This is a genomic window from Pseudomonas berkeleyensis, assembly GCF_014109765.1.
In the GTDB taxonomy this organism is placed as follows: domain Bacteria; phylum Pseudomonadota; class Gammaproteobacteria; order Pseudomonadales; family Pseudomonadaceae; genus Aquipseudomonas; species Aquipseudomonas berkeleyensis.
On sequence record NZ_CP059139.1, the window covers coordinates 3,431,891 to 3,452,625 of the forward strand.

The 20,735-nt window shown below is 55.1% G+C and carries 16 protein-coding genes; 1 reads left to right on the plus strand and 15 read right to left on the minus strand.

Annotated features, from left to right (window positions below):
• Positions 1-37: 37 nt before the first annotated feature.
• The 12 genes from HS968_RS15920 to rmuC all read right to left on the minus strand — a co-directional run bounded on the left by HS968_RS15920 (position 38) and on the right by rmuC (position 16,226).
• Positions 38-1,711, minus strand: a complete 1,674-nt coding sequence (locus HS968_RS15920; protein ID WP_182367090.1) for a DUF262 domain-containing protein — start codon at positions 1,709-1,711, stop codon at positions 38-40.
• Positions 1,712-1,731: 20 nt separating this feature from the next.
• Positions 1,732-2,514, minus strand: a complete 783-nt coding sequence (locus HS968_RS15925) for a hypothetical protein (RefSeq protein ID WP_182367093.1) — start codon at positions 2,512-2,514, stop codon at positions 1,732-1,734.
• A 50-nt stretch (positions 2,515-2,564) separates the two neighbouring features.
• On the minus strand, positions 2,565-2,999 hold the full coding sequence (locus HS968_RS15930) for a hypothetical protein (protein ID WP_182367096.1): 435 nt from the start codon (positions 2,997-2,999) through the stop codon (positions 2,565-2,567).
• Positions 2,992-3,657: a GTPase domain-containing protein gene (locus HS968_RS15935; RefSeq protein ID WP_088135365.1), complete on the minus strand. Its 666-nt coding sequence runs from the start codon at positions 3,655-3,657 to the stop codon at positions 2,992-2,994. The genes HS968_RS15930 and HS968_RS15935 overlap by 8 nt, the downstream gene beginning before the upstream one ends.
• Positions 3,658-3,692: 35 nt before the next feature.
• Positions 3,693-7,025 (minus strand): Eco57I restriction-modification methylase domain-containing protein, encoded by a 3,333-nt coding sequence (locus tag HS968_RS15940; protein WP_182367099.1) that lies wholly within the window; start codon positions 7,023-7,025, stop codon positions 3,693-3,695.
• Positions 7,026-7,185: 160 nt separating this feature from the next.
• A complete protein-coding gene (gene brxC / locus HS968_RS15945) occupies positions 7,186-10,650 on the minus strand; it encodes a BREX system P-loop protein BrxC (protein WP_182367101.1) in 3,465 nt (1,154 codons plus the stop codon).
• 23 nt (positions 10,651-10,673) lie between these two features.
• The gene (locus HS968_RS15950) at positions 10,674-11,219 is read right to left on the minus strand and encodes a hypothetical protein (protein ID WP_033991201.1); all 546 of its coding nucleotides are present in this window, start codon (positions 11,217-11,219) and stop codon (positions 10,674-10,676) included.
• A complete protein-coding gene (locus HS968_RS15955) occupies positions 11,212-11,991 on the minus strand; it encodes a hypothetical protein (protein WP_182367103.1) in 780 nt (259 codons plus the stop codon). The genes HS968_RS15950 and HS968_RS15955 overlap by 8 nt, the downstream gene beginning before the upstream one ends.
• Positions 11,992-12,185: 194 nt before the next feature.
• On the minus strand, positions 12,186-12,503 hold the full coding sequence (locus HS968_RS15960; RefSeq protein ID WP_182367105.1) for a hypothetical protein: 318 nt from the start codon (positions 12,501-12,503) through the stop codon (positions 12,186-12,188).
• A gap of 422 nt (positions 12,504-12,925) precedes the next feature.
• Positions 12,926-13,771 carry a hypothetical protein gene (locus HS968_RS15965; protein ID WP_182367107.1) on the minus strand — a complete coding sequence of 282 codons (846 nt, stop codon included), beginning with the start codon at positions 13,769-13,771 and terminating at the stop codon, positions 12,926-12,928.
• 183 nt (positions 13,772-13,954) lie between these two features.
• Entirely contained in the window at positions 13,955-14,602 is a 648-nt protein-coding gene (locus HS968_RS15970) for a peptidase M15 (RefSeq protein WP_182367109.1), read from the minus strand.
• Between the two features lie 43 nt (positions 14,603-14,645).
• Entirely contained in the window at positions 14,646-16,226 is a 1,581-nt protein-coding gene (rmuC, locus tag HS968_RS15975) for a DNA recombination protein RmuC (protein WP_238338848.1), read from the minus strand.
• Between the two features lie 128 nt (positions 16,227-16,354).
• Between rmuC and HS968_RS15980 the strand changes: the two genes are divergently transcribed.
• The gene (locus HS968_RS15980; RefSeq protein ID WP_182367111.1) at positions 16,355-17,230 is read left to right on the plus strand and encodes a helix-turn-helix transcriptional regulator; all 876 of its coding nucleotides are present in this window, start codon (positions 16,355-16,357) and stop codon (positions 17,228-17,230) included.
• Positions 17,231-17,276: 46 nt separating this feature from the next.
• Here the strand turns inward: HS968_RS15980 and HS968_RS15985 are convergent, their stop codons facing one another.
• The 3 genes from HS968_RS15985 to HS968_RS15995 all read right to left on the minus strand — a co-directional run bounded on the left by HS968_RS15985 (position 17,277) and on the right by HS968_RS15995 (position 20,675).
• Complete coding sequence (locus HS968_RS15985; protein WP_182367113.1) at positions 17,277-19,847, minus strand: ADP-ribosylglycohydrolase family protein; 2,571 nt, start codon at positions 19,845-19,847, stop codon at positions 17,277-17,279.
• Positions 19,848-20,158: 311 nt separating this feature from the next.
• Entirely contained in the window at positions 20,159-20,440 is a 282-nt protein-coding gene (locus HS968_RS15990) for a type II toxin-antitoxin system RelE family toxin (RefSeq protein ID WP_121333491.1), read from the minus strand.
• Complete coding sequence (locus tag HS968_RS15995; protein ID WP_025297454.1) at positions 20,430-20,675, minus strand: type II toxin-antitoxin system prevent-host-death family antitoxin; 246 nt, start codon at positions 20,673-20,675, stop codon at positions 20,430-20,432. The genes HS968_RS15990 and HS968_RS15995 overlap by 11 nt, the downstream gene beginning before the upstream one ends.
• Positions 20,676-20,735 lie beyond the last annotated feature (60 nt).

Below are 20,735 nucleotides of genomic sequence, written 5' to 3' on the forward strand. Positions count from 1 at the left end.
ATTTGCTCACAATTAAAAACAGAAAATGCCTGATTCGCTACGCCAAACGCCAGCTGGCAGAAAGCGCGTTCAAAAGATCCTTCTGGCGAGCTTCAACCTGCGCAGGCGTCCACTCATGCTGGTGCAACACTTGGCTTGTCAAAGCATACGGCGTTACGCCACTGCTACCGGCGAAATACGCGGACTTTTTCTTGGCAAAGTCATAGTTCAGGGCCTTAGAATTTCTGGCACGCGTCAGAGGCACCAGGTTCGCCAAGCGATGCAACCATTTCATCCGCATAACGGCGTCTGGCCAAGTGGTTGCCCACTCACTAGCAGGATCGACAGTTTGAGGCAGGATGTGCTCGATTGTCAGGACATTCGGCGTGTAGTTAGCCGCCATCGCGGAGACAAATGAGTCCAAGCGCAGGATCAAATAGTTGCGACGCCGGGCGGTCATCTCATAGACGTTCCCATCCAGAGCTCGCAACATCTCAGCGCACTCACCTGGCGTTAGCTCGACTCTGTCGACGTAAACCCCTTTCAGAATGTCCTCGATGACCAGGGCATAACGCTCGATACGCTGGTTCACATTCTTGGCGGTCAGGTGCAGGAAGGCTGCTAGGCGTTCAAGCCGAGAAATGAAGTCCAACACAGCCGCGGCATCGTTGCCTTGTCGGGCTAGGAAGGCAATCGCCACGGGTAACCAGTCTGAGTTGTCAATTCTGTTCAGCCACGTGAACAGCTCGTTAATTTTTTCCGCCGATGAAGTCGAGACGTACTGGCACTGTTTGGCGATCAAATAGGCCTCTGCGTAGGGCGCAACCACCTCATCGACCAAAGCCTCAGAGGACGTCACCTGACTCAGCACGTGATCCTTGAACTCTTCAAGCAGCATGCGCCGAGCCTTAAAGCGGGCATAGATCATCCGAATATGACCAAAAAGCTCGTTAAAGCCATCGCGGCCGGTCGCAACCTCAAGGTCTTCCCAGCGATCATTGAAAGCTTCACGCTTGTCTTCCGGAAGCTTGCCGATGACCTCCGCTTTAATGATATCTGTCGGTAGAAGATCCAAGCCTCGGTTGTTCAAAACCGAGAAGACCCTGAAGGCCGACTGTTGACTTGGGGTGGTGACGGTAACCAGAAAGCAGCGCATCAGCAGAAACGAACCGAAGTCGACTAAAGCGGCCTCATCACCTCGAAATTTTTCCTGAAGCCGGTCTCTCAGCAGACGAGCATTTCCTTGTATGTTTCGCTGCGACTCATTATCAAGTTGAGCAGGATCAATCTGTACCAGATCATCAAATCGAAGCGCTTGCACATACTGAGCAAAAAAGCCGCGATCCCTCTCCCGCAGTGCCAAACGAGGCTTGGGATTGAGCTTCAACGCCACGTTCCCTGGCTCACGAATAAAACTGTAGAAAGAGGAATGATTGTCCCCGGACAACAGAGACGTCAGGGCTGACAGCAAAATCGTCAAGGTTGTTAAACGCTGCTGCCCGTCAATAACCTCAGCTGCAGGCTTACCCTCATCCTTAATAAGAACAATCGATCCCAGAAAGTAGCTGTCCTCGACCTCATTCCTAAAAAAATCATAGAGGTCATCAAACAGTTCACCTGCCTGATCTTTTGTCCAAGCATAAGGGCGCTGATAAGGTGGGATGACATAGTCGAATTCAGAGCTAAATATTTTTGACAGCGGATATTCGGCACCACTAATTTTCTTGCTCATCACTCGCCCTCAAAGCGACCTCAAGAATCAAACTTAACAAGCAAGGTCAACGAATATTCCTCTTCCCTAGTGGCGACACTCTTATACCCTGCCGAAACACCAAACTTACTTGGCAAATTAAGCCTTCCAACAATACTGAATGTGCTTTTTGCTTCACTTGAAAGACTAATTGTAACTCGCTGCTCGCGAACGGGATTGGTAGCGTCTGCTCGCTGCTCTATAAGACTGCGCATGACCCTATCACCCATCAGACTCTTACTCCTTAAAAAATTCTCAGCAGCTGCTATATCAGCCTCACGACCATCCATTACTGTAGAAATAGTAAATTTCCGCGTAAGACTTTGGTCCTCTGACATCGCCATCTTCCCATCACCTTTTAATGGGCCAATATTGCCTTTCGCATCATATGCTTTCGATTGACCTTCTCGCTTTATTTCGACCTGCTCAGTTTCAACAAAATTAGCCCCCAGCAACTGACATAGCCTTGAGAAATGGTGGATTTTTTCAATAGCAAAAACTTCAGCTGCTCGCTCAAGCTCGACATATGAATCTTTCTCATATGGGCTCTGAACCAAAACTGCCCCCGGTCGCGCCAGATCTGAATAAACGATATTCTCCAAAGCTTTAGACTGCCCTAGCTCGTCCTCATTTGGCGGATACTCGAGTACGAATGCCTCGTCATCATAAAGGAACTCTCGGCCTTCAAAGGTTGGGTCATTTCTAACAAGGCGGATATCATTTTTCTTCAAGACCACTATTGCCCGACGCGCACCATGAAAAGCAGGAAATTCACTCTCACTCATTTCTCTCGAATCCTTACAAGAATCAGTATCAACTAACGGAGACGCAGTCATTACAGGAATGGGAAGAGACATCCCATGGGGCGCTTTTTTTTTTGCTCTTCAGTCAAGCCCTGACTAACAGCATCTAAATACACAGGACTTATCGTACGTTCAATCGAATGAGAGATTTCCGTTAGCTGCCGAACCACATCCGCAACCTGATCGCCCCCTGTCAGATCAATGCAAACGGATATTGGAGCGAGACGACCAGCAGCATCCAACTGTTCTGAAACAATCTCAACCACGCACAAAGGACCGCTACAGAACAGCTCAACGCCATCAGACGCAAAGACCTTGTCACCTTCACTGGTCACAGTTGATATTAAATCAGATGCTTGCTGTCGTTCTGCAGCAGCTCTACTCGGGAGATGCCGACCCTCCATGAACACGTGATCATCCGAATGATTATCTAGTGCCTGAGCGAATACCGCCAAGACCTTAGGCATTGTGCATCCAGCCAATAACTTTAATCACCAAATCCTCGGTATTTGACTGATTATTTAAGCCGCCCAGATAGAGACTTGGCATGGTCTTGAAGCTACTAAAGCAACGCTGAAGCTTCCCGACAAATCGATCATGGAAATCTCCTTGCTCATTCTCCTTGAGCATAACGAATCCTTTATCTAGGTCCATGTGAGTAGCAACAACTAGCAGCCTAGGTTTGCTTTTATGCTTTTCCTGCCACTCACTTATCAATTTAAGGTCATACTCTACTCGCCCCACATCCATTTCATGGGCTTTAATCAAATAGATAACAAAATCTGATGCATCATGCAGCTCTTTCCACTGCTGTATGGCTGCTTCACCACCAGGAAGGTCCTTAGTTTCTTTCAAATCAAGCTGCAAATCTTTTAACTTTAAACGATTGGCAGCAACCCGCTTTGCTGATGTCGTTTGCGCGTTGCCTTTGGGCAACTCGCCTTTAGACAAGAAAGTTAGCAGAGTGGTTTTACCCGATCCTCTTGCCCCAAGAACAGTGACTTTCTTGCCCCTCAGAGCAATCACTAGTGAGTCCCAGGCTGCAACGACTTTGTCGCGTTTAACCCAGCCCCAAACTCCGACTGCGAGCCCACCCACTGCTGCCGCTACTATTTGCCAAGCCATGAAAACTCCTTTTTAAATATTAATACTCAAAGCTTCTATCGTTTAGCCAATTTTTTCTCGGCCAAGGTCAGGTGGTGGTCGTTGATGCGGGCGCCTTCTTTTTCGCCGTACTCAAGGCCCAAGGTGTACCAGGGGGCGCTGGGGACGTCGTTGCCGCGATCCTTTTTCCACTCGATGTTGAGCTTGGGCTTTTTGTTGTGGCGCAGGACTTCGGCAGTCATAAAGGGGCGGATGTTGAGGCGCACACCGTCGTTGAGGTCAGGGTTCCAGCCAATAGGCTGCTGCTCCAGAGGCTTCCAGCGTACGAAAATGTCGTAAGGGGCTTCGCCTTCGAGAATACGCACCAGACGGGTTTTCAGATCCTGTGCTGCAGCCAGGCGAGCATCGGCGCCGTCCACTTTCTCACTCGCGGCACGCTGCTGGTTGCTGATCCAGGTATCCAGGTAGGTGTAGATCAGACGCTCCAGGTTGTTGCGGTCGAGCTTGTGGTAGTTGACCAAGGCGCTAAAGCCGTCCTTGAGGCCATCCCAGATCTGCCAGATAAAGGGGCGGTGATGGAACAGCTTGCAGTGCTGCTCGAAGAACTTGTCGCGCAGCCAGGACTCCAGGCTTTGGGCGCCGACCTGCTCCAATAGCTGGTTGCGAAGTTGGGGAGTCCAATCCGTGCCGAACGCCGCGTGCAACAAACTTTCCAGACGTTCAGCAGCCGCTTTCTCGCCGCGTAAAGGCGAAAGACAGACGATGCCATCGTCATCGGAAAGGGCATTCAGCGGAGTGCAGCGAGCGATCCAATCGCGAGCCTCATCGGAGAGCTCCATCTCGAAGTCCGATTCTGCCGGCCAGTGGTAATCGAGCAAACGGGCAACGGCGACCTGCAGCGGCTCGGTAGCGGGCTGTGGGTGGCCGTGGAAGAGCCATTGTGTCGAATCGCAGGAGTAGGGCTTTGGCAACCCCTCAGGATAGAGCTCGGCGGCAATCTTTTGCCAATACGTCAAGTCAAACGGAACTTTTGCTAAAGTTGCACTTGTTACATTCAGCTTGTTATCTATAGATCTAACTGCCTCGGCGTAGTCATCTGATAGGCTGTATACCCAAATAGGTAGAGTATACTTATCTTCTTTAGGCAGCATGATTGCCGCATTTTGATCAAATGGCACTCCCGCATATAGCGTTACAGGTAGGCTACCCATCCTACTAATTAAAACACCCCTCTTCCCCCAAGCCGATTTCCCTCTTTGATCCGAATCATGAAGTCGTGACCGCCTAATTTCTTTCGTCTCGCGAAGATGCCCAGCCTTTAAGTCATAATTAATAAGGAGGTTGCAGCCCCCAAATTCAGTACTCGCATTAACGCAAACCTGTTGAAGCACCCAAAATTCAGAAGGACCGATCAGCTCCCAGAACATGCGCTGGAAGCGAGGAGAATCACCATTTTGAATTCCAGCCAAGCTATCAGCGAATTTAGATAATAGCTCTTTCCCTCCTTGCTCCACACCAACAAGAATACGGGAATCAGGATTTAAGAACTGCTCACTCTGGCTTATCTTCAGGATACTGGCATCAATGAGACTAACGGCCTTAGACTCTGCTCCCTGAGCACCTTCAAGATCAATGGTAAAAATATTACTAAACTTACTCGGCATCTTATTCTGAAACTGAGTAAGCACGACATTAACAACCTCGCCGGATATCCCGGAAAAAGCTCCAGCACCCAACTTCACAACCCAGTCTATTTTTATTTTTTCTAAAAGATAATGACGAAGTTTTTCGTAGGACCCGCTTTGAAGCCAACTAGATGGAGATACAGCTTGCACTAGACCTTCGCTCTTACAAAGTTCCAGAGCTCTAAGAATGAAAGCGGCTGCCAAATCATGGCGGCCGGCGTGGTATTGGGCCTCACAAAAGTCACGAAGTTTTCCGCACTGCTTGCGAATCCCAAGATAGGGAACATTAGTGACTATCAAATCAAATTGCTGAGATAAGATCTCTGCCGCCACAGCAAGGCCTTGAGCCACGATTGCAGCTTCATATAACTCGCTTTCTAAGGACTCGGCTAATGAAAGCGCCTTGCCAAAAAGGGGCTGCACCTGCCCCCAATCAGCTGTAATCAAATCACCTTTCAGGCTGCGAGCAGGATCAATCAGGGAACCTAGAATCGGCGCATCGCGGAAAGTGTCATACAGACGGGCCATGCCAGCTTTAATCTCGGCGTTGTGGCCGGCCAATGCCAACCACTGCTCACGTGGTGTCTGAATACGCTGCCCCACACAAGCGATATTGAGCGTCGGCAAGCTGCGGTAACCGCCGGCACCAGGGTAACGCCAGGCTTCCAGAGCCACCGCAAAAGCTGCGAGCTCGACACAGCGCTGATCCAGCTCCAGGCCATGGAGGTTCTGGCTGATCACCGCATCAACGGATTGATCTGCTGACAGGCCTTCGGCCGCCATACGCATCGGCACCAGCATCAACAAGGTGGCCACAAGGAAATGGCCGGAACCGCAGCACGGATCCAGCATCTTGAATTGCGCCAAGCTTTGCGGCCAGCCGTCAAAGGTACCTGCGGCAGGCACTTGCTCATTGGTGGAGGAATCACCTTCGGCAGATGCAGGCACAGTGCGCAGGTAGGTGAGTGGCAGCAGATCACGATGCTGCGGGTAGTGGGTCACCCACCAAGCGCCTAGGCTGTTATCCAGCAAGAATTGCACCATATAGGGCTCGGTGAAAAGCTGGGTTACGGGCGACAACTCGTCCGCGCCAATCTTCACGCCCGAAGCGTTCACTTCATCCTTCTTCTTGGCCTGCCAGTATTGGTAAACCCAGCCCAAGCTATCGGCCGCCTCGAAGGTGGCCTTGTCCAGATCAGCAATCAGCTTTTCCAACGCACGTACGTGGTTAAAGGCTAGGGGGACCGCCAAAGCGGGTGAGTCCGCACGAAATACCTGGGGCAGCATGCGTGAGGCCAGCTTGCCCGCCAGCTCCCAGCCATTGGCACAGCCTTCATCCGCTGCCAGCTCCTGGCACTCTTCCAGGGTAAGTGCGGTATGCGGGTCGTACATCAGCAGGTGGTTCTGCTCCAGAAAGCGCGCAAACAGCATGCGGTGCCAATGCTCGTAGGCTATTTCCACACAAAGGCGCTGAGTTTCCTGCTGGCCGGTACGGGCATCGCGCAGGTCCCCCAGCTGACGACCATGGGCACGCAGGCGGTTGCGCAATGCACGCTGCTCGTCATCCAGGTAATTGGCCGCGCTGGCGTCGCCAACACTGAGCCGGGTGAGTGCCTCTTGCGCGGCTTGCTCGGCGATATCCCGCGCCTTGATGACGGTGGTTTCCAGTTGTTTGCGAAGCTTTTTGTCGAGGAACTCGCGCATGAGTACGTCCTTGCCACAGCCAGTGCTGGGGTATTCAGTCGGCCTGCCCTATCAACCGGCAAGCCAAGTAATCAATTATTCAATTTTGTTGGCTCCGCTTGAGTGGGCTACGCCGCGCTGCGGCTAACCCACCCTACGGGCCACTATGCTGCGGGAGGAATCAGACCATCACGGGGCCTTCCGCCAGCTTGGCCAGCAGCTGAGCCTCGATTTCCGTCAACCATTGGCGTAGCTGGGCTTCGTTTTCGAAGGTGCGCTTAGGCAGGCTGACATGCTGAACCTTGGGTTGCAGCAGTTTGACCGCTTCCTGGCGGGCGCTTTCAAACTTGGCAGCCAGGCTGTCTTTACGATCAGTCCACTGCTCCAGACTGGTGGTTTCCAGGCTGTCGATGACCTCTTCGCGGCTACCGAGGCTCAGCGCTTCAGGCTCAACCAAGCCTCGGCGAGCCAGTAGCTCATTCTGCTGGGCAGCAGAGAGCTGTTGCCAGTGACTATCTGCCACCAGCTCAGCCTGGCGCTTTTGGTATTCGGTTTGGAAGGCGCGGAAGTGGTGGTTGATCGCCTCACGCAGTTGGCTGACGGTGGTGCTGATCAGACTCTCGAGCGGATTGGGCTCGGCCAACAGGCTGCGATTGCTCTTGATGGCATCCACTTCGCCACTGAGCTTCTCACCGAAGGCCAGGCCCTTGCTAAGCCGCAGTAGGGTTTGCAGCAGGTCCCAATCACTGCGGCGGACACGCAGCTGTTCACCCAGGCTGCGCCAGGTGTCAAGCAACGGCTTGATGGCATCCTTGTTATCCAGCACCAACTTGAGCTGGGTATTGCCACTTTCCTTGGCGATCTCATCAATCAAGCTGGCGTCCGGACGCGCAGGCGCAGGCGCCTCACCGCCTGCCGCATAGTGCAGCTCGCGAGCCAGGTTGATCAGTGCCGGCAAACGGGCCTGCTCTTCACCTGGTGGACAGTCGATACCCAACGAGCTGATCAAGCCACGGATCTTGATCAGATCCACCGGACGGATCGTCACAGTCTCAGGACGGAAGGTGCTCTGGGTGAGTTTCTGCCGCTCCAGGCTTTGCGCCGTCAGCGCATTGCCGCTGGCATCGGTGGCACGCAGTACACCCGCTGCAACCAGGGCGAACAACGCACCATCGATAGTGTCCTGCTGCCAGCCGTAGGGGGCTGCAGCAAACTGATCGCGGATCTCGTTGCCTTTCTTGGAAGCGCCGATGTAACGCAGGAGCGAGGCACATACCGGGTGCTTTTCGGTATCACCACTGAAACCCACGGCTTCCAGGGCGTTCTGACCGCCGTCCTTGCGGGCACGGTCGTAAACCTTGGCCCAATGTGGGCTGTCGGCCATATCGAATTCGCGGTAGAGGCGTACCACGGAAGCTTGAGCGCCGGCTTGAATGCGCTCGGCAATGCTGTTGCCGTCTACTTCCGCACCACCGGCCTGTAGCACTTGTACGCCTGAAAGAATCTCCTTGAGAAGCTGGTCGACCTGCTTCTGTGCATCACGCTGGCGGGTTTCCATCGCCTTGCGGGCATCATCACCCGCTACGGTATTAGGCATACCGCGCAGGCTCAGGGTCGCATCGGCAGCTTCCTGATGGATGATGGCGTTGTTCAGCTCGGAACGGTTACGCGCGGGGATATAGAGGTAAAGCGTCGGCAGATCCGGGTTGGCTTTACGCGCCTCGGCCAGGAAAGATGATTCGTTCAGGCTCCAACCGTCCTGTACCCAGAGATAGATTTTCTGGCTGGCATCTTTGGGCACTTCTGCATCAAAGCAGGCGATTACCTGACGGTTCTCTTTGCACGCCCCCTGGGTGACACGGACCTTGGCCAATTCGGACTTGATTTGCTTGTGCAGCAGGTCGATCCGGAAGTTCTCGACACGTTGCATATTGCCACGCAGGTCCGCCTCCTGCTGGCGGAAGGTGTCGTACCACTGGGCGCTTTCTTGGGTTTGTAGACGGTACTCGACACCTGCACTGGTCTCCATGGCCATCAGTTGACCATTCTTGGCCATGGCCTCCAGTTGAACCGGGATGCGCGCGCGCAGTTCGTCTTTGCCCTGGTTGAGGTTATCTACCAGAAGGTCAGCCAGCATGTCGGCGGTGGCGCGTACACCACAGTCGGAAATCGAGTCTGTCGGCAGCTTGCCAATCAGCAGAATCAGCGAGAGCAGACGCGACTGCAGTTGCTGGTCGTTATCTCCAGCGGACAGCTCAGCGATACGTTCGTAGTCCTCCTTAGAGATGACACCGGTCTGCAACAGATTGGGCGCGATCTGCTGATAGATAAAGTCGCCGGGTACGATATTGCCCAGCTCTTTCTCGGCCGTGGCCTTGGCGGCCTCATGGATGACTTTGAGCTGGTTGCGCAACTGCGAAACAGTGCCGGTGGTATCGACAATACGCAGCACCTTCTCCCAGAAGCGGCGGCGCACGGGCAACAGCGGGTAGTCGGCCAGCATGACCTTCTCGTCATCCTGGTGATACTCCACCTTGGTGCCCCGCAGATGACGAGAAATCTCGCCCAGATGCTTGGTCAGAAGCGCCTGAACTGGCGCTCGCGCTGTTTCAAACTTCTGCAGAATGACTTTACGGATCACCGACTCGACATCAGTATCGCTGAGCATGATGGGAATCTGAAAGCGTCCCATTAAACGCTGCAAGTTAGTCATACCGGACAGAGCGTTCTGACCGGTTGCAATGAACAACAGACGATGACCGAAAGCAGAGTGTTTACAGCAGGTCTCGACAACCTCCTGGATCATGTGCGCACGGTCTGCATCGTTACCCACGTATTGCTGGACTTCGTCGAGCACAACCAGGGTAAGTGGGAACTGGCCTTCGCGGTCCAGCGCATCGGAGATAGCCTGGACCATTTGGTCATTGGTCACATCGGTGACCGTGGGGAATTGACCTTTGAGCAGTTGATGCACGCCTTGCGTATCGCTGGCCATGTCCGGGTAGGCCCGGAGCAAAGCATTAGCAATTAGTGGCGAGACGTACAGCTTGCTCAGCTCACGCTCCCAGGGTTTGCCGGCATCTTCTACTGCCTGTTTAACGGCATCGAAGTAGCCTTGCTCTTTCAGCCAGAGGACAAAACGAGCCTGGTGGTACTGCTCCGGCAGCCCCGCCGACTTGAAGATGATGCCCAACAATGCGAGACGCACGTTGTTGTTGGCACCAGCACCAAGCGTGCCGGATGCAGCATGCAGGCCGCCATAGCGACGCGACTGAATGCTCAGCTCTTTGAATGCGTCTGCAACGTTCTGCGGTAGGTTGGCAATATGGCGCGCCGTCAGGCCGTCCGGGAAAGCCTGGTCGACCCACAGGGTGCGCAGCATCTTGGCCATGTGCGACTTACCCGAGCCGAAGAAGCCGCTGATCCACACACCCGGCTGCTCATGATTGCTGCCCAGGTTGCGCAGGTAGGTGGACAGGATCTTGTCCATACCGGCCTGGTACTCACCTTCACAGACGAACGTCTTGAGCTCATAACGAAGGGTGTTGAGCGCCTGCTCGGACAGATCATCCTTCACTTCGGCGACCCCGTTGTTGGCCAGGCGGTTTTCCAGCGGGTCGTTCAGGTAGATTTCGCGGTTAAGCATGTCAGTCCCTTAAAGCAAAACAGTCAGTTGTCAGCCGTAAGCGGCGTGGCGTGGTAGCCCCAGCCGTCACGGGCGTCCAATAAGCGATAGGTGTTGTCGATGTACTCGCCCGGGAAGAGCACCAGCAGCCTACCGGGCACATGCGCAGAGAGCGCTTTGACGAAGCCCGCGACTGAGCCAAAACCAAACAAGGCACCAGCGCCAATCAGCGCTACGAGGGTGTTCTCGTTCGCGTGGTCACCCAGCTGCTGCTCCAGTCGCTCTAGCAGGTCCTGAATGAAATCGGGGTAGTTACCGATCAGATCACTAGGGTCAGTGAAATAGGCATCCCGGTACTCTTCTGCGGCCATCCACTCGGGAAATGCATTGGTGATATCCAGCGCCAGCCAGGTGTGGCCTGCGCCTTCAGTGGCCACTTTGAATTCTTCGATTCGCGCACGCAGCTTGAGCTCGTCTTCCTTGTGATAAACGGCAAACAGAACGCGCTGCTCATCTGCCAGGCCCGCTTGCCAAGGCAGGCTGATATGGCGAGCGTAGTTTTTGATGAGCTTATTGAGGCGACTACTCATGGAGCCAGGCCTTTTCAGTGGCGGTGAGGAAGTCGGGGAACCCAACTTCAATGACCTCACCCGATTGTTTGAATGTGATCAGCCCACGCAAGGATGCCGTACGTGCAAGCTCTATCAGGCGTTCAACTCGGCAATCCAGCAGCTTGCACCACTCACTGGAGAACAGGCGCTGTCCGCTCAAACCGTTGAGATAAGCCTGAAACAGGGCATAGGCGACGTTCACCTCGGTTACCTGTGGCTGCGCCCTACTCTTCTTGACACGCCCACGCAGAAATCCGGCCTGAGTCCAGCTGCCGTTGATGTTTTGGGCATAGGACTTGAGCGACGCGGGACTGAAACGATTGGGATCTTGAGCAGCCAATACCGCCTCAGTGTGTTCTCGCTGCAGAGGCTCACCAGGCTGTAGCTCTAACATCAGCGGAACAGACACACGGAACAGAGGATCACGAGCTGCAGCGAGTTGAAGTGCGAGCAATGGCTGCGCCTCTACGCGCACGTCCCAAAGCTGACGAAAAACGCGAAACAATGGGGTATCGGGCGACAGGCCGTAGAGATCAACCAGGTGCTCAGCCGTCAGCTTGCGCGCTCGACTGGTGGGCTTGCCCAGGCAGTTCAACTCCGTGATTTGCTCACGATACCGCGGGCGGCCATCGCTGGACTGAGTGCACGCGAAAAGGCTGCGCAGCTCCGGCAACATCATGGTGCGGGAGTCATGTGCTCCACTTCTACCGAACTTGAAGCCGAAATTGATCAAAGACTGCTGATTAGTCATGGCATCACTTGTGGGTTCCCAACTCACAGCACCCGCTGAACGGGTGTTGAGGGAAGGAATGATCTGCAAAGCTGCCATTATCTCTGACTATCCAATGTTGGTCTTGCTTCAATCCGTTAATCGTCAAGCTTGATATCAGTTCGACATTAACCTGTATCCTGCCTAATCAGCCAGGAATTGTCATCTGCCGCGGCTCAAGCTGCTTGGTGCTGCGGTCGACGTCGATGGTGGTGAACGCCAGGCTTGCTGACGCAGAAGTCAGGGCTTCTGTGCCCAACAGTCACCACTGCGCCATCTACCACAACCACATAGACGTTCTGGGCCTTCTCGGCCAACTGCCGTTCAGCCGAGGAGAGCTTGAGCAACAGCCGCTTCAAGCGCGCTCGGTCGAAGAAGTACACCTGCGCTCCACGATTCCAGGTATGGCATCCAAAATCGACAAGCCACTGGACCTGCTGCTGCCGAATACCGCGTTGACTGCATCGTTGTATGGCATGTGTGGTGTACTCCATTGCCCGTCTCCTCTGCACTGTGACAACCCATCCTGTTTCAGTTAGGCATCCCTGCCAGTGACTCCATCCAGCCCATCCAGTGGGCATAGCGGCAGGATATGTCGCCCAACTGGACGCACCAATAATGGGCTTTCATACAGGTCAAGTATTCAGGCAGGTTGACAGCTCCAGGGGATGCTTCCGATCAAAAACGGGGCAGACCTCCGGGGAACCCGTCCGGATTGATGACGCGTTCAGCTCAACCCGGTAGAGGTGTTGAGTCTCTCCAGCTTTCGAATAAAGAAATTGTCGTTGCGTGGCGTGCTGGCGCAGCACCACCTGTGATCTGATGGGGGAGTGGTGCAGAGTACGGCCCAGTACAGGCTCTGCCATTTGCAGAGAATCACTGGTGCACAAAGCCGGAGAAGCTGGCCTGTGAGGGCTCAAGCCTCTTCGTCATGCTTGACGCGGTACTTAACGAAGGCGATGTACTTCGCAAAGCCGAAGTTGATAATGGGCTTGCGCTCCGAGCCGGCGAGCCACCCCATGACAAGGAAATAGGCCCCCTCAAGCTCATCCAAACTTTTGAGGCGGAACGCCTTCAGCATTTCCTCCTCAAGGTTCTCATCTCTGACTAGCAGGCTTGGTTCGGTGCGGTAATCCCCACAGTTGAGCCAGACCTCGCCATCCTTCCGGTTGACGTTGGTGACCAGCCCCCAGAACAAGCGAACCGTACCGAGTTCGATGCCAGCAAGCTGTCGCTGATGGGAGAGCAACTTACGGACTTCCCCTTCCAAAGCGACACGACCACCGTCGGTCGTGATCCGGATCGAAACATCATCCTCTGGGTAGTCCGGGTTCTTGATCAGGCACGACAGGATCTGCCGGAGTGATTTGTTGATCGGGTAGTCTGCAGCGTTTGCGTATTTCCGCTGTAACACGCCCCATGGAGAATCGACGGGCTGCCGTTCTTTGGGCTCTGGAACCAGGATTTCCTGGGGTTTGCGCTTATCTAGATCGACATTGATGCGCGTCGTGTCTGTACCCTCATCTGGCTCAACCCCTTCATCGTCAACAACCAGTACCACCGTCTTGATCTGGCAACCGTCTTGGTGGTGCGCGGCGAAGCAAGCAACACGCTCCCGACCGCCACTGACCGAACTTCTTACAAACCAGGCACTAGCCTCGCACTCTGAGCACTCGATATTGCCCGCGTACTTCTCGACATCCTGCTGGTACTGAAATGGTGTCACGGGACTCTGATCAAGACGGTAGGTAACAGATTGCATTCACACTCCAGATGATTGCTGCCCCAAAGCCGCTGCCGCAGCGGATACTCCGAAAAATATGTAGCCTTTCGAGATACATCTAGCGTGTTTACCTGTACAGGTAAAGTTTTCAAGCACATGTCTTAACAACGTCACTTGATCGGCTACATGATCGCTTACTTGATCGGTCGATTTTTCTGCAACCTAGTTGAGACTCGCCAACCATGGGCGAACGATCGCCTTGCGCTCATCCAAGCTCAGCGTGGCCACCCCGCCCTTCACCAACGCTGTCTTGTCACCGGTATGGGGGTTGGTAACGTAGGTGCTGATGCTGGGTAACGTGTTCGGGTTTGCGCTCCACCGAAGGTTAAATGCCGCAAGTCTGGGAAACCAGAACTGGCTGGCATACGGCAGGTTGTCGTGAATCCACCAGGCCAGCGGCGTCCAGTCCTTGCGCTCCTCATACCAGGGCAACAATGCCGGCACCATGATGCAGGCAGTCGCGCCCAGATGTCCTTCGGCGTCCGGATAATCCCAAATGTGCTCTGCGTAGTTTTTTTCGTTGGCGGCACAGCTGTACTGGTTGTTGTTCTCGGCGCCCTTAGCGTTGACTGCCGGCGCTCGGTAAGCCGAGCGAATGACAATCCGCCCAAAGCGCTCCTGCAGAGGCTCCAACAACTGTTCGCACAGTCCTCGCCCGGCCTCGATGGCGCGGTCCGGATAATCCGGAATATTAGGGATGCCCTCGATCTGGCTGATTTCCGAGTAGAGGAAATCCCGCATGAAAAAGTGCTTGGATAGCCGGACGCGCCCCAGGTCCTCGAGCGCCTGTACCGTTGCTGGTTTCTTCATCCTGTTTTGCTCCTTGCAATTCACTTGCGTGCTGCGGCAGGGTTCAGGCCTGCTGCTCAGCGGGCATCTGAGAGATCAGGTTGAGTTCCAAATCCGCCCGCTCGACCCAGACCTCATTCAGCTCGCCTTTGACCGCTACGCCCAACTGACGGAAGTCGCTGACCTGTTTGACCAGGTTAGCCTTGCCACTGACCAACTGATCGCAGGCTTTCTTGTAGGCATCCTGCGCTCTGTCCAAGCTGTGGCCGATGGCATCCATACTGCTGAGAAAGGTGCGCAGCTTGTCGTATACCTTGCCGGCACGCTCGGCTAACTCGGCTGTGTGCTTGTTCTGATCCTCGAAACGCCACAACTGGCGCACGATGTTCAGGCTGGTCAACAACGTGGTTGGCGTCGCCACCAGCACGTTCTGCTCGATGGCCTTCTGGAACAGTGTTTCGTCCGCCTTCAGCGCCTCGACGAAAGCCGACTCGATGGGCACGAACATAAAGACCATCTCGGGCGCACTCAGCCCCGGCAAGTCAAAGTAGCTGCGGTCAGATAGCTCTTTGATGCGTTGCCCAACGGCCGTCACGTGTTCGGCAAGCGCCATGCGACGCTCGGTATCGTCTTCGGCATTGATGTAACGGGTGTACGCGTTGAGCGAGACCTTGGCATCGATGATCAGGTGCTTGCCTTGAGGCAGGTAAACGATCACATCGGGGCGCTGGCGATTGATCTCGCCGGTGAAGCTGACCTCCCGCTTGAAGTCCTTGCCGTTGACCAGGCCGGAGCGCTCCAAGACATTCTCCAGAATCAGCTCGCCCCAATTGCCCTGCGCCTTCTTCTGCCCTTTCAGCGCTGTAGTGAGGTCCTGAGCCTCCTGGGTGATCTGTCGATTCAGCTCCTTCAGGTGATGCAGCTCCTGGGTCAAGGCAGCTTGCTGCTGGACATCCTTGTGGTGAATATCTTCAACCTTGGTGCGGAAACCCTCGATCTGCTCGCGGAAGGGTTTAAGCAATGCATCCAGTGACTGTTGGCTGTGCTGCGAGAACGCCTGGCCTTTGGCTTCGAAGATCTGGCCAGCGAGCTGCTCGAACTCTAGCTTGAGCTGGTCGCGGCTTTCCTTTAGCAGCTGCTGCTGTTCGGCAAAGTGCTGCTGCTTCTGATCGAGCGTACTGCTCAGCGTGGCATGCTCCTTGGTCAGGGCCGCGAAGCGATCCTGCAGAACATCGTGAACTTGCTGCAGCCGGGCACTCGCATGCTTGAGCTCATCATGCTGCTGAAGCAGTTGGCCATATTGAGCACGAGCGGCGCTGGCAGCGCTCTGCACCTCGGCCAGTTGAGCGGATTGATCGCGATATTCGGTACGCAAGCGCCCAGCTTCTTGCTGAGCGAACTCGACCTGCCGCTGAAGCTGTTCAACATGAGCCTTCTCCGCCCGCAGACCAGCACTCAGCTCACGGAGCTCATCCTCTTTCTGGTGAGATGCAGCCATGTGCTGCTCTAGTTGCGACTGACAGATCTGCAAGGCTGTAACCGCTTCACGACGGCGCAATACCTGCCAGTAGACTGCAACACCCGCCAGCACAACCAGCAACAAACTGCCGCTAATCACCATCCACGACAACGCAATCATGTTCATGCTCGAGACTCCCTCTATCCGCCAGCCCAACGGGCGACTTGAATGACAATTTCAAGGTATGTAACTTGAGACGACGCATCTAGAGTGTTTACGCGTACAGGTAAAGTTTTCGAGCAGATGGAGAGGCCATGAAACGCAAGCAATCAATCGAGTCCGTACGCTGGGATCTGGCATTGCGCTACCGCCTGATCGAGACGGTGGCCTGGTGGGAAGGCCGTCTGACCACCAATCACCTGATTCAGAGCTTCGGCATCAGCCGCCAACAGGCGTCGAAGGACATCAATTCCTACATCACCGATTACGCGCCGAAGAACCTGGAATACGACAAGCATCTAAAGGGGTATGTACCCAGCAGGCACTTCAAGCCGCTGTTCATCGATGACAGCGCCAGCGCCTATCTACACCTACTCAATCAGAATCACGACCGTGCGCCGCACATCGAGGGCCTGGCATTAGCCTATGCGCACACCGAGGTGCTGCAGGTGCCGGATCGCACGGTACGGCCGGAACTATTGCGCCCGCTTCTGCGCGCCTGCCGCGAGGGGCTACGTCTGGAGTGTGAGTACGTGTCCTTTACTACGCCGGATGCAGAGACACGCTTGATCGCTCCGCATACGCTGATTTACACCGGCATGCGCTGGCACGTGCGCGCGTACTGCGAGAAGAATCGCGATTACCGGGACTTCGTATTGAGTCGCTTCCGCGGCGTGCCTGAGCCTATGGATGACCCTTCAGCCAATGGACGCGATCAGGATGCAGGCTGGAGCACTCAGGTGACCGTGGTGATCGAGCCGGACTCACGACTAAAGCCGGAACAGAAGGTAATCATCGAGACCGACTATGGGATGCGCGAGGGTCAGTTGGTCATCGAAACGCGCGGTGCCCTGGTGCAGTACATCCTGCAGCGCTACCAAATCGACCCGACCAAGGTGCACGCCAAGGCAACGGCACAGCAGATCGTGGTCGCCAACCTGGATGAACTGCAGCCCTGGCTCTATCACTAACCGACCGAGCTTGCATGCGGATAAACTGGCTGCCCCTATATGGAAATCAACCTGCTGCTTGGGCTATGTGCTCGATCAGTTGACTGAGTTGAAATGCAGTCGCCAGCAATGCCTTATCCATCTCGGCAAAGGTGTGCTCAACCTTGCTCCAGTCCAGTACTCCACTTTCGCTTTTCCAGTCTTGATCAGTGGCCTCAGCGGCCATTTCGCACGCTTGGTCCGCTACCTTCAGATAGTTTTCAAGCAAGTTGTGCACGCCAAGTTTGCCTTCATCTGGCCACCCTGCGAGCAAACACAATTGACTAGATGACTCTTCGCGAGGCGCAGGGAGCTGTTGCCAGATCAACTGCGTGACCTGTAACAGGTACGGTGCGCCCTGATGGTAGAAAGCAACCAGTCCATGGGTGCGGCCATACAGATCTGTGAAATCGAACTGATCCGGAGTGGGCTCATCGTCAACATGGTCTACCGGGGACTCAGCTTGCTCAAAAAGCCCTTCCGAAAGAAGCTCCTCATCAGCCAAATCATCCTCGGGGTTATGGCCAAACTCTGGCTCGCGATCCAAGGTCGGCGGCAGAGGAAAAGGATCACCAAAGGTCATCGGCACTCCACGTGCGAGATCTATCGGCCAATCCGCCAACATGTAGGGCAGTCGTCCGCGTCGAACCTCGCCAAGCAGACGCGCTAGCCAACCGGCATAGCACCAATCATCCCCCTGGCCAGATCGAGCCAGTTCGGGAAACTGCCGCACGAACTGCTGCGCCATATTCAGAGCCGTCAGCTCCTGCACACCTTGCCACTCAAAGGGCTTCCAGCCAGAGCCGCTGCTATAGCGCACAAGCTCACGCTCCGACTCGACGCTGGGCGGCTCTACAGAAGAACGGAAAGCACTGGCAGGAGCCCACTCCACCCGCCAAGAACATCCGGACGGTGCCATGTAGGGGAAAATGCGAATCTGTTGATAGCCCAGCGTATGAAGCTCATGAGTCATCTCGATCAAGCGTATGCAGGGCTCGATTTCGGCAGACACTGTAGGCTGACCGTAGCTATCGCTTCCGACAAGACGCCGCCAGGACTGCATCTGCTGAACCAGCAGTAGAACCTCATCAAGCACATCGAGACGACGAATCCAGGCATGCGGGATGTCACTAACGCCATGTTGAGTCCCCCATAGCTGGCCCGCTATGGAAGCAGTGGAGTCGCTATCACCATCATGATTGGTGGCCCTGCCAATCGCATCGGTGTAACTACGAGCCGAGAGGAAAGCGTACATGGCAATGGCCAGAGCCTCGTCACCGACCCAACCCTGGCCAAGCTGGCGAATGGCTTCGTGAGCGTTGAAGCGCATTTTCCGTGCAAGCTTTCGAGCCAGTAGGTATCGCTCAGTACCCGCCGACTCACCGTAGACATGCCCCCACTCGCAGGCGTCGCTGAATCCATTTCTTACCGCCAGAAACTTTTCTTCGCCCTTGATCAGTCTGGCGACGATGCGCGGAAGAATACCTGCCGGAGCCCAACCCTCGACGTGCCCATGCGTCAAAGCAGCAACCCGAGCACCTAGATCGAACCAATCAACGTCCTGAAGGAAGCCCAGCGGTGCCGTGCGCATCACGCCACCACAGCCTTTCGACTGATTGATTCGGCGCTTGATGCTGCCCTGCCCCCCCGATTTGAGGGCTGACAGGCAGGTGTTCCCTGGAGCGCGCTTAACCCTCAACGCAGGCCTCGCCGCTAGGCGGCCATGCAAAACTGAAGAAGCAGATTGCTTACCTAGCTGGGTGTCATACCAGTCAAGGTAGGCGTGGCGAACCTCATCCAGCAATACGGAGGAAGTGGGCTCACCGTTCACATCCGTACTGCGCAGGATTCCTTCTAGTGTGAACAAGGTCATCTGGGTGTCATCGCTGACCACCAGTTTGCCGTCCTGAAAGACAGGCCGAGTCAGTCCTTGCTCGCCGAAGCACTCGCGGATCTTTGCAAGCGAGTCGAATTCAACTGCGTAGCCGAATGCATCGCCCACAGCACCACCCAGCAGACAGCCAAGCACCCGATCTAGCCACGCGTCATTGGAGGCCAATTGGCAGTGCTCCAGGTACTGCACGTGCGCGCTCTCCTGCAGAGCCCCTGACCGGGCCTCACGCACTTTTGCAATCGCTTGCTGATTTGAGTCGCCCAATTCCACGAGCAACCGAGCGGCGATGACTCCCGTACGACCGAGACCACTACCGCAATGCACAAGCACCTTTTTGCCTGCCCTCAGTAGGCCGCGCAGCCGAACACCGGCATATACCCACTGCCGCTCGAAATCTGCATCAGGAAGATGGTGATTGGCTACTGGCAGCTGAAACCAGAGCATTCCCCGGTTTTCGACTTCATCACCAAGCTGAGCGACCTTCAAAGCGGAGAGCTCGTCCTGCGACATTAGGGTCACAACAGCTGCAGCGCCCCACGACTGAACCCTGTCTAGATCAAGAGAAAGGTCGCGCTGGGAGGCTCCCGAGAGCGCGTTGGGTTGCTGCTTGCCAGGGCAAAGAGTCATGCCCACAGTTCCATTGCAGGCAACGCCTTGCACAGACGCGATGATCAGCGGGCTGCTGTAGCTAGTCAGAACATCCATGCAAGATCCTTCTTTGAAAATTAGACGGACCGTTATCACCAGATAGACGGCAGCTAACCATCCCCATCACTTGAATCCGGCCGAGCTCAGTCAGATGGCACGGCCGCCGTAAGCGAGCCGTGCCAACCCAATCATCAGCAGCATCGAACCCAGCAAAACTAGGTACTCACTCAGTGAGCTCAGAATGATCATGGAAAGCCTCCTCGGTAGTGACGAGATGACCATAACCACGATCCCCACGAGCCGCGACACGTAAACTTTCCGCCTGTAAAGCTTTCGGGCACATCCAAACCTGCACTAGCCTCCGGTCATTAACGGTCCTTGGCAGATTGGTAAGCGGCCCCGCGCTCGCGCTTGCCAACGGCAACCACCACGACCACCAGGCGTTCATCTTCGACGCGATATACCAGGCGATAGCCCGATGTACGCAGCTTGATTTTGTAGTGCCCCGGCATATCCCTGAGGGCGTCGGCCTGAACCTTGGGATTATCCAGGCGCTCGCGCAGTTTCTTTTTGATCTGCTCGCGCACCGTATGGCCGAGCTTCTGCCACTCCTTCAGGGCTGAGGGCAGGAACTCCAGCTCATAGGTCATCCAAACGCACCGGGACAGACTCCTCGCCCGAGCGAGCCTTCACTATTTCGACCAACTCCAGATCATCCAGGCGCTCCATCATCTGCTCATAGAGCTCTGCCGGCACCATGTATCCCATGACGCGATTGTGGTTGAGCACGGCGACGGGCATACCACCTGCACCAGCCAGGATGCCCGACGGATTTTTCTTCAACTCAGAAACACTGACAGCGACGTCAGCCAAGATACTTTGCATATCCAAGCCCTCCAATAAGACCTTAATTTTGGTCATTCTTTAGAACCATAGCAAGCTTTG

Excerpts from the sequence above, each read along its gene's own strand:
- rmuC (WP_238338848.1), bottom strand. The coding sequence starts at position 16,226 with ATGAACATGATTGCGTTGTCGTGGATGGTGATTAGCGGCAGTTTGTTG.
- HS968_RS15925 (WP_182367093.1), bottom strand. The coding sequence starts at position 2,514 with ATGAGTGAGAGTGAATTTCCTGCTTTTCATGGTGCGCGTCGGGCAATA.
- HS968_RS15935 (WP_088135365.1), bottom strand. The coding sequence starts at position 3,657 with ATGGCTTGGCAAATAGTAGCGGCAGCAGTGGGTGGGCTCGCAGTCGGA.
- HS968_RS15970 (WP_182367109.1), bottom strand. The coding sequence starts at position 14,602 with ATGAAGAAACCAGCAACGGTACAGGCGCTCGAGGACCTGGGGCGCGTC.
- HS968_RS15965 (WP_182367107.1), bottom strand. The coding sequence starts at position 13,771 with ATGCAATCTGTTACCTACCGTCTTGATCAGAGTCCCGTGACACCATTT.
- HS968_RS15940 (WP_182367099.1), bottom strand. The coding sequence starts at position 7,025 with ATGCGCGAGTTCCTCGACAAAAAGCTTCGCAAACAACTGGAAACCACC.
- HS968_RS15980 (WP_182367111.1), top strand. The coding sequence starts at position 16,355 with ATGAAACGCAAGCAATCAATCGAGTCCGTACGCTGGGATCTGGCATTG.
- HS968_RS15920 (WP_182367090.1), bottom strand. The coding sequence starts at position 1,711 with ATGAGCAAGAAAATTAGTGGTGCCGAATATCCGCTGTCAAAAATATTT.
- HS968_RS15985 (WP_182367113.1), bottom strand. The coding sequence starts at position 19,847 with ATGGATGTTCTGACTAGCTACAGCAGCCCGCTGATCATCGCGTCTGTG.
- HS968_RS15930 (WP_182367096.1), bottom strand. The coding sequence starts at position 2,999 with ATGCCTAAGGTCTTGGCGGTATTCGCTCAGGCACTAGATAATCATTCG.
- HS968_RS15990 (WP_121333491.1), bottom strand. The coding sequence starts at position 20,440 with ATGACCTATGAGCTGGAGTTCCTGCCCTCAGCCCTGAAGGAGTGGCAG.
- HS968_RS15955 (WP_182367103.1), bottom strand. The coding sequence starts at position 11,991 with ATGACTAATCAGCAGTCTTTGATCAATTTCGGCTTCAAGTTCGGTAGA.
- HS968_RS15950 (WP_033991201.1), bottom strand. The coding sequence starts at position 11,219 with ATGAGTAGTCGCCTCAATAAGCTCATCAAAAACTACGCTCGCCATATC.
- brxC (WP_182367101.1), bottom strand. The coding sequence starts at position 10,650 with ATGCTTAACCGCGAAATCTACCTGAACGACCCGCTGGAAAACCGCCTG.
- HS968_RS15995 (WP_025297454.1), bottom strand. The coding sequence starts at position 20,675 with ATGCAAAGTATCTTGGCTGACGTCGCTGTCAGTGTTTCTGAGTTGAAG.
- HS968_RS15960 (WP_182367105.1), bottom strand. The coding sequence starts at position 12,503 with ATGGAGTACACCACACATGCCATACAACGATGCAGTCAACGCGGTATT.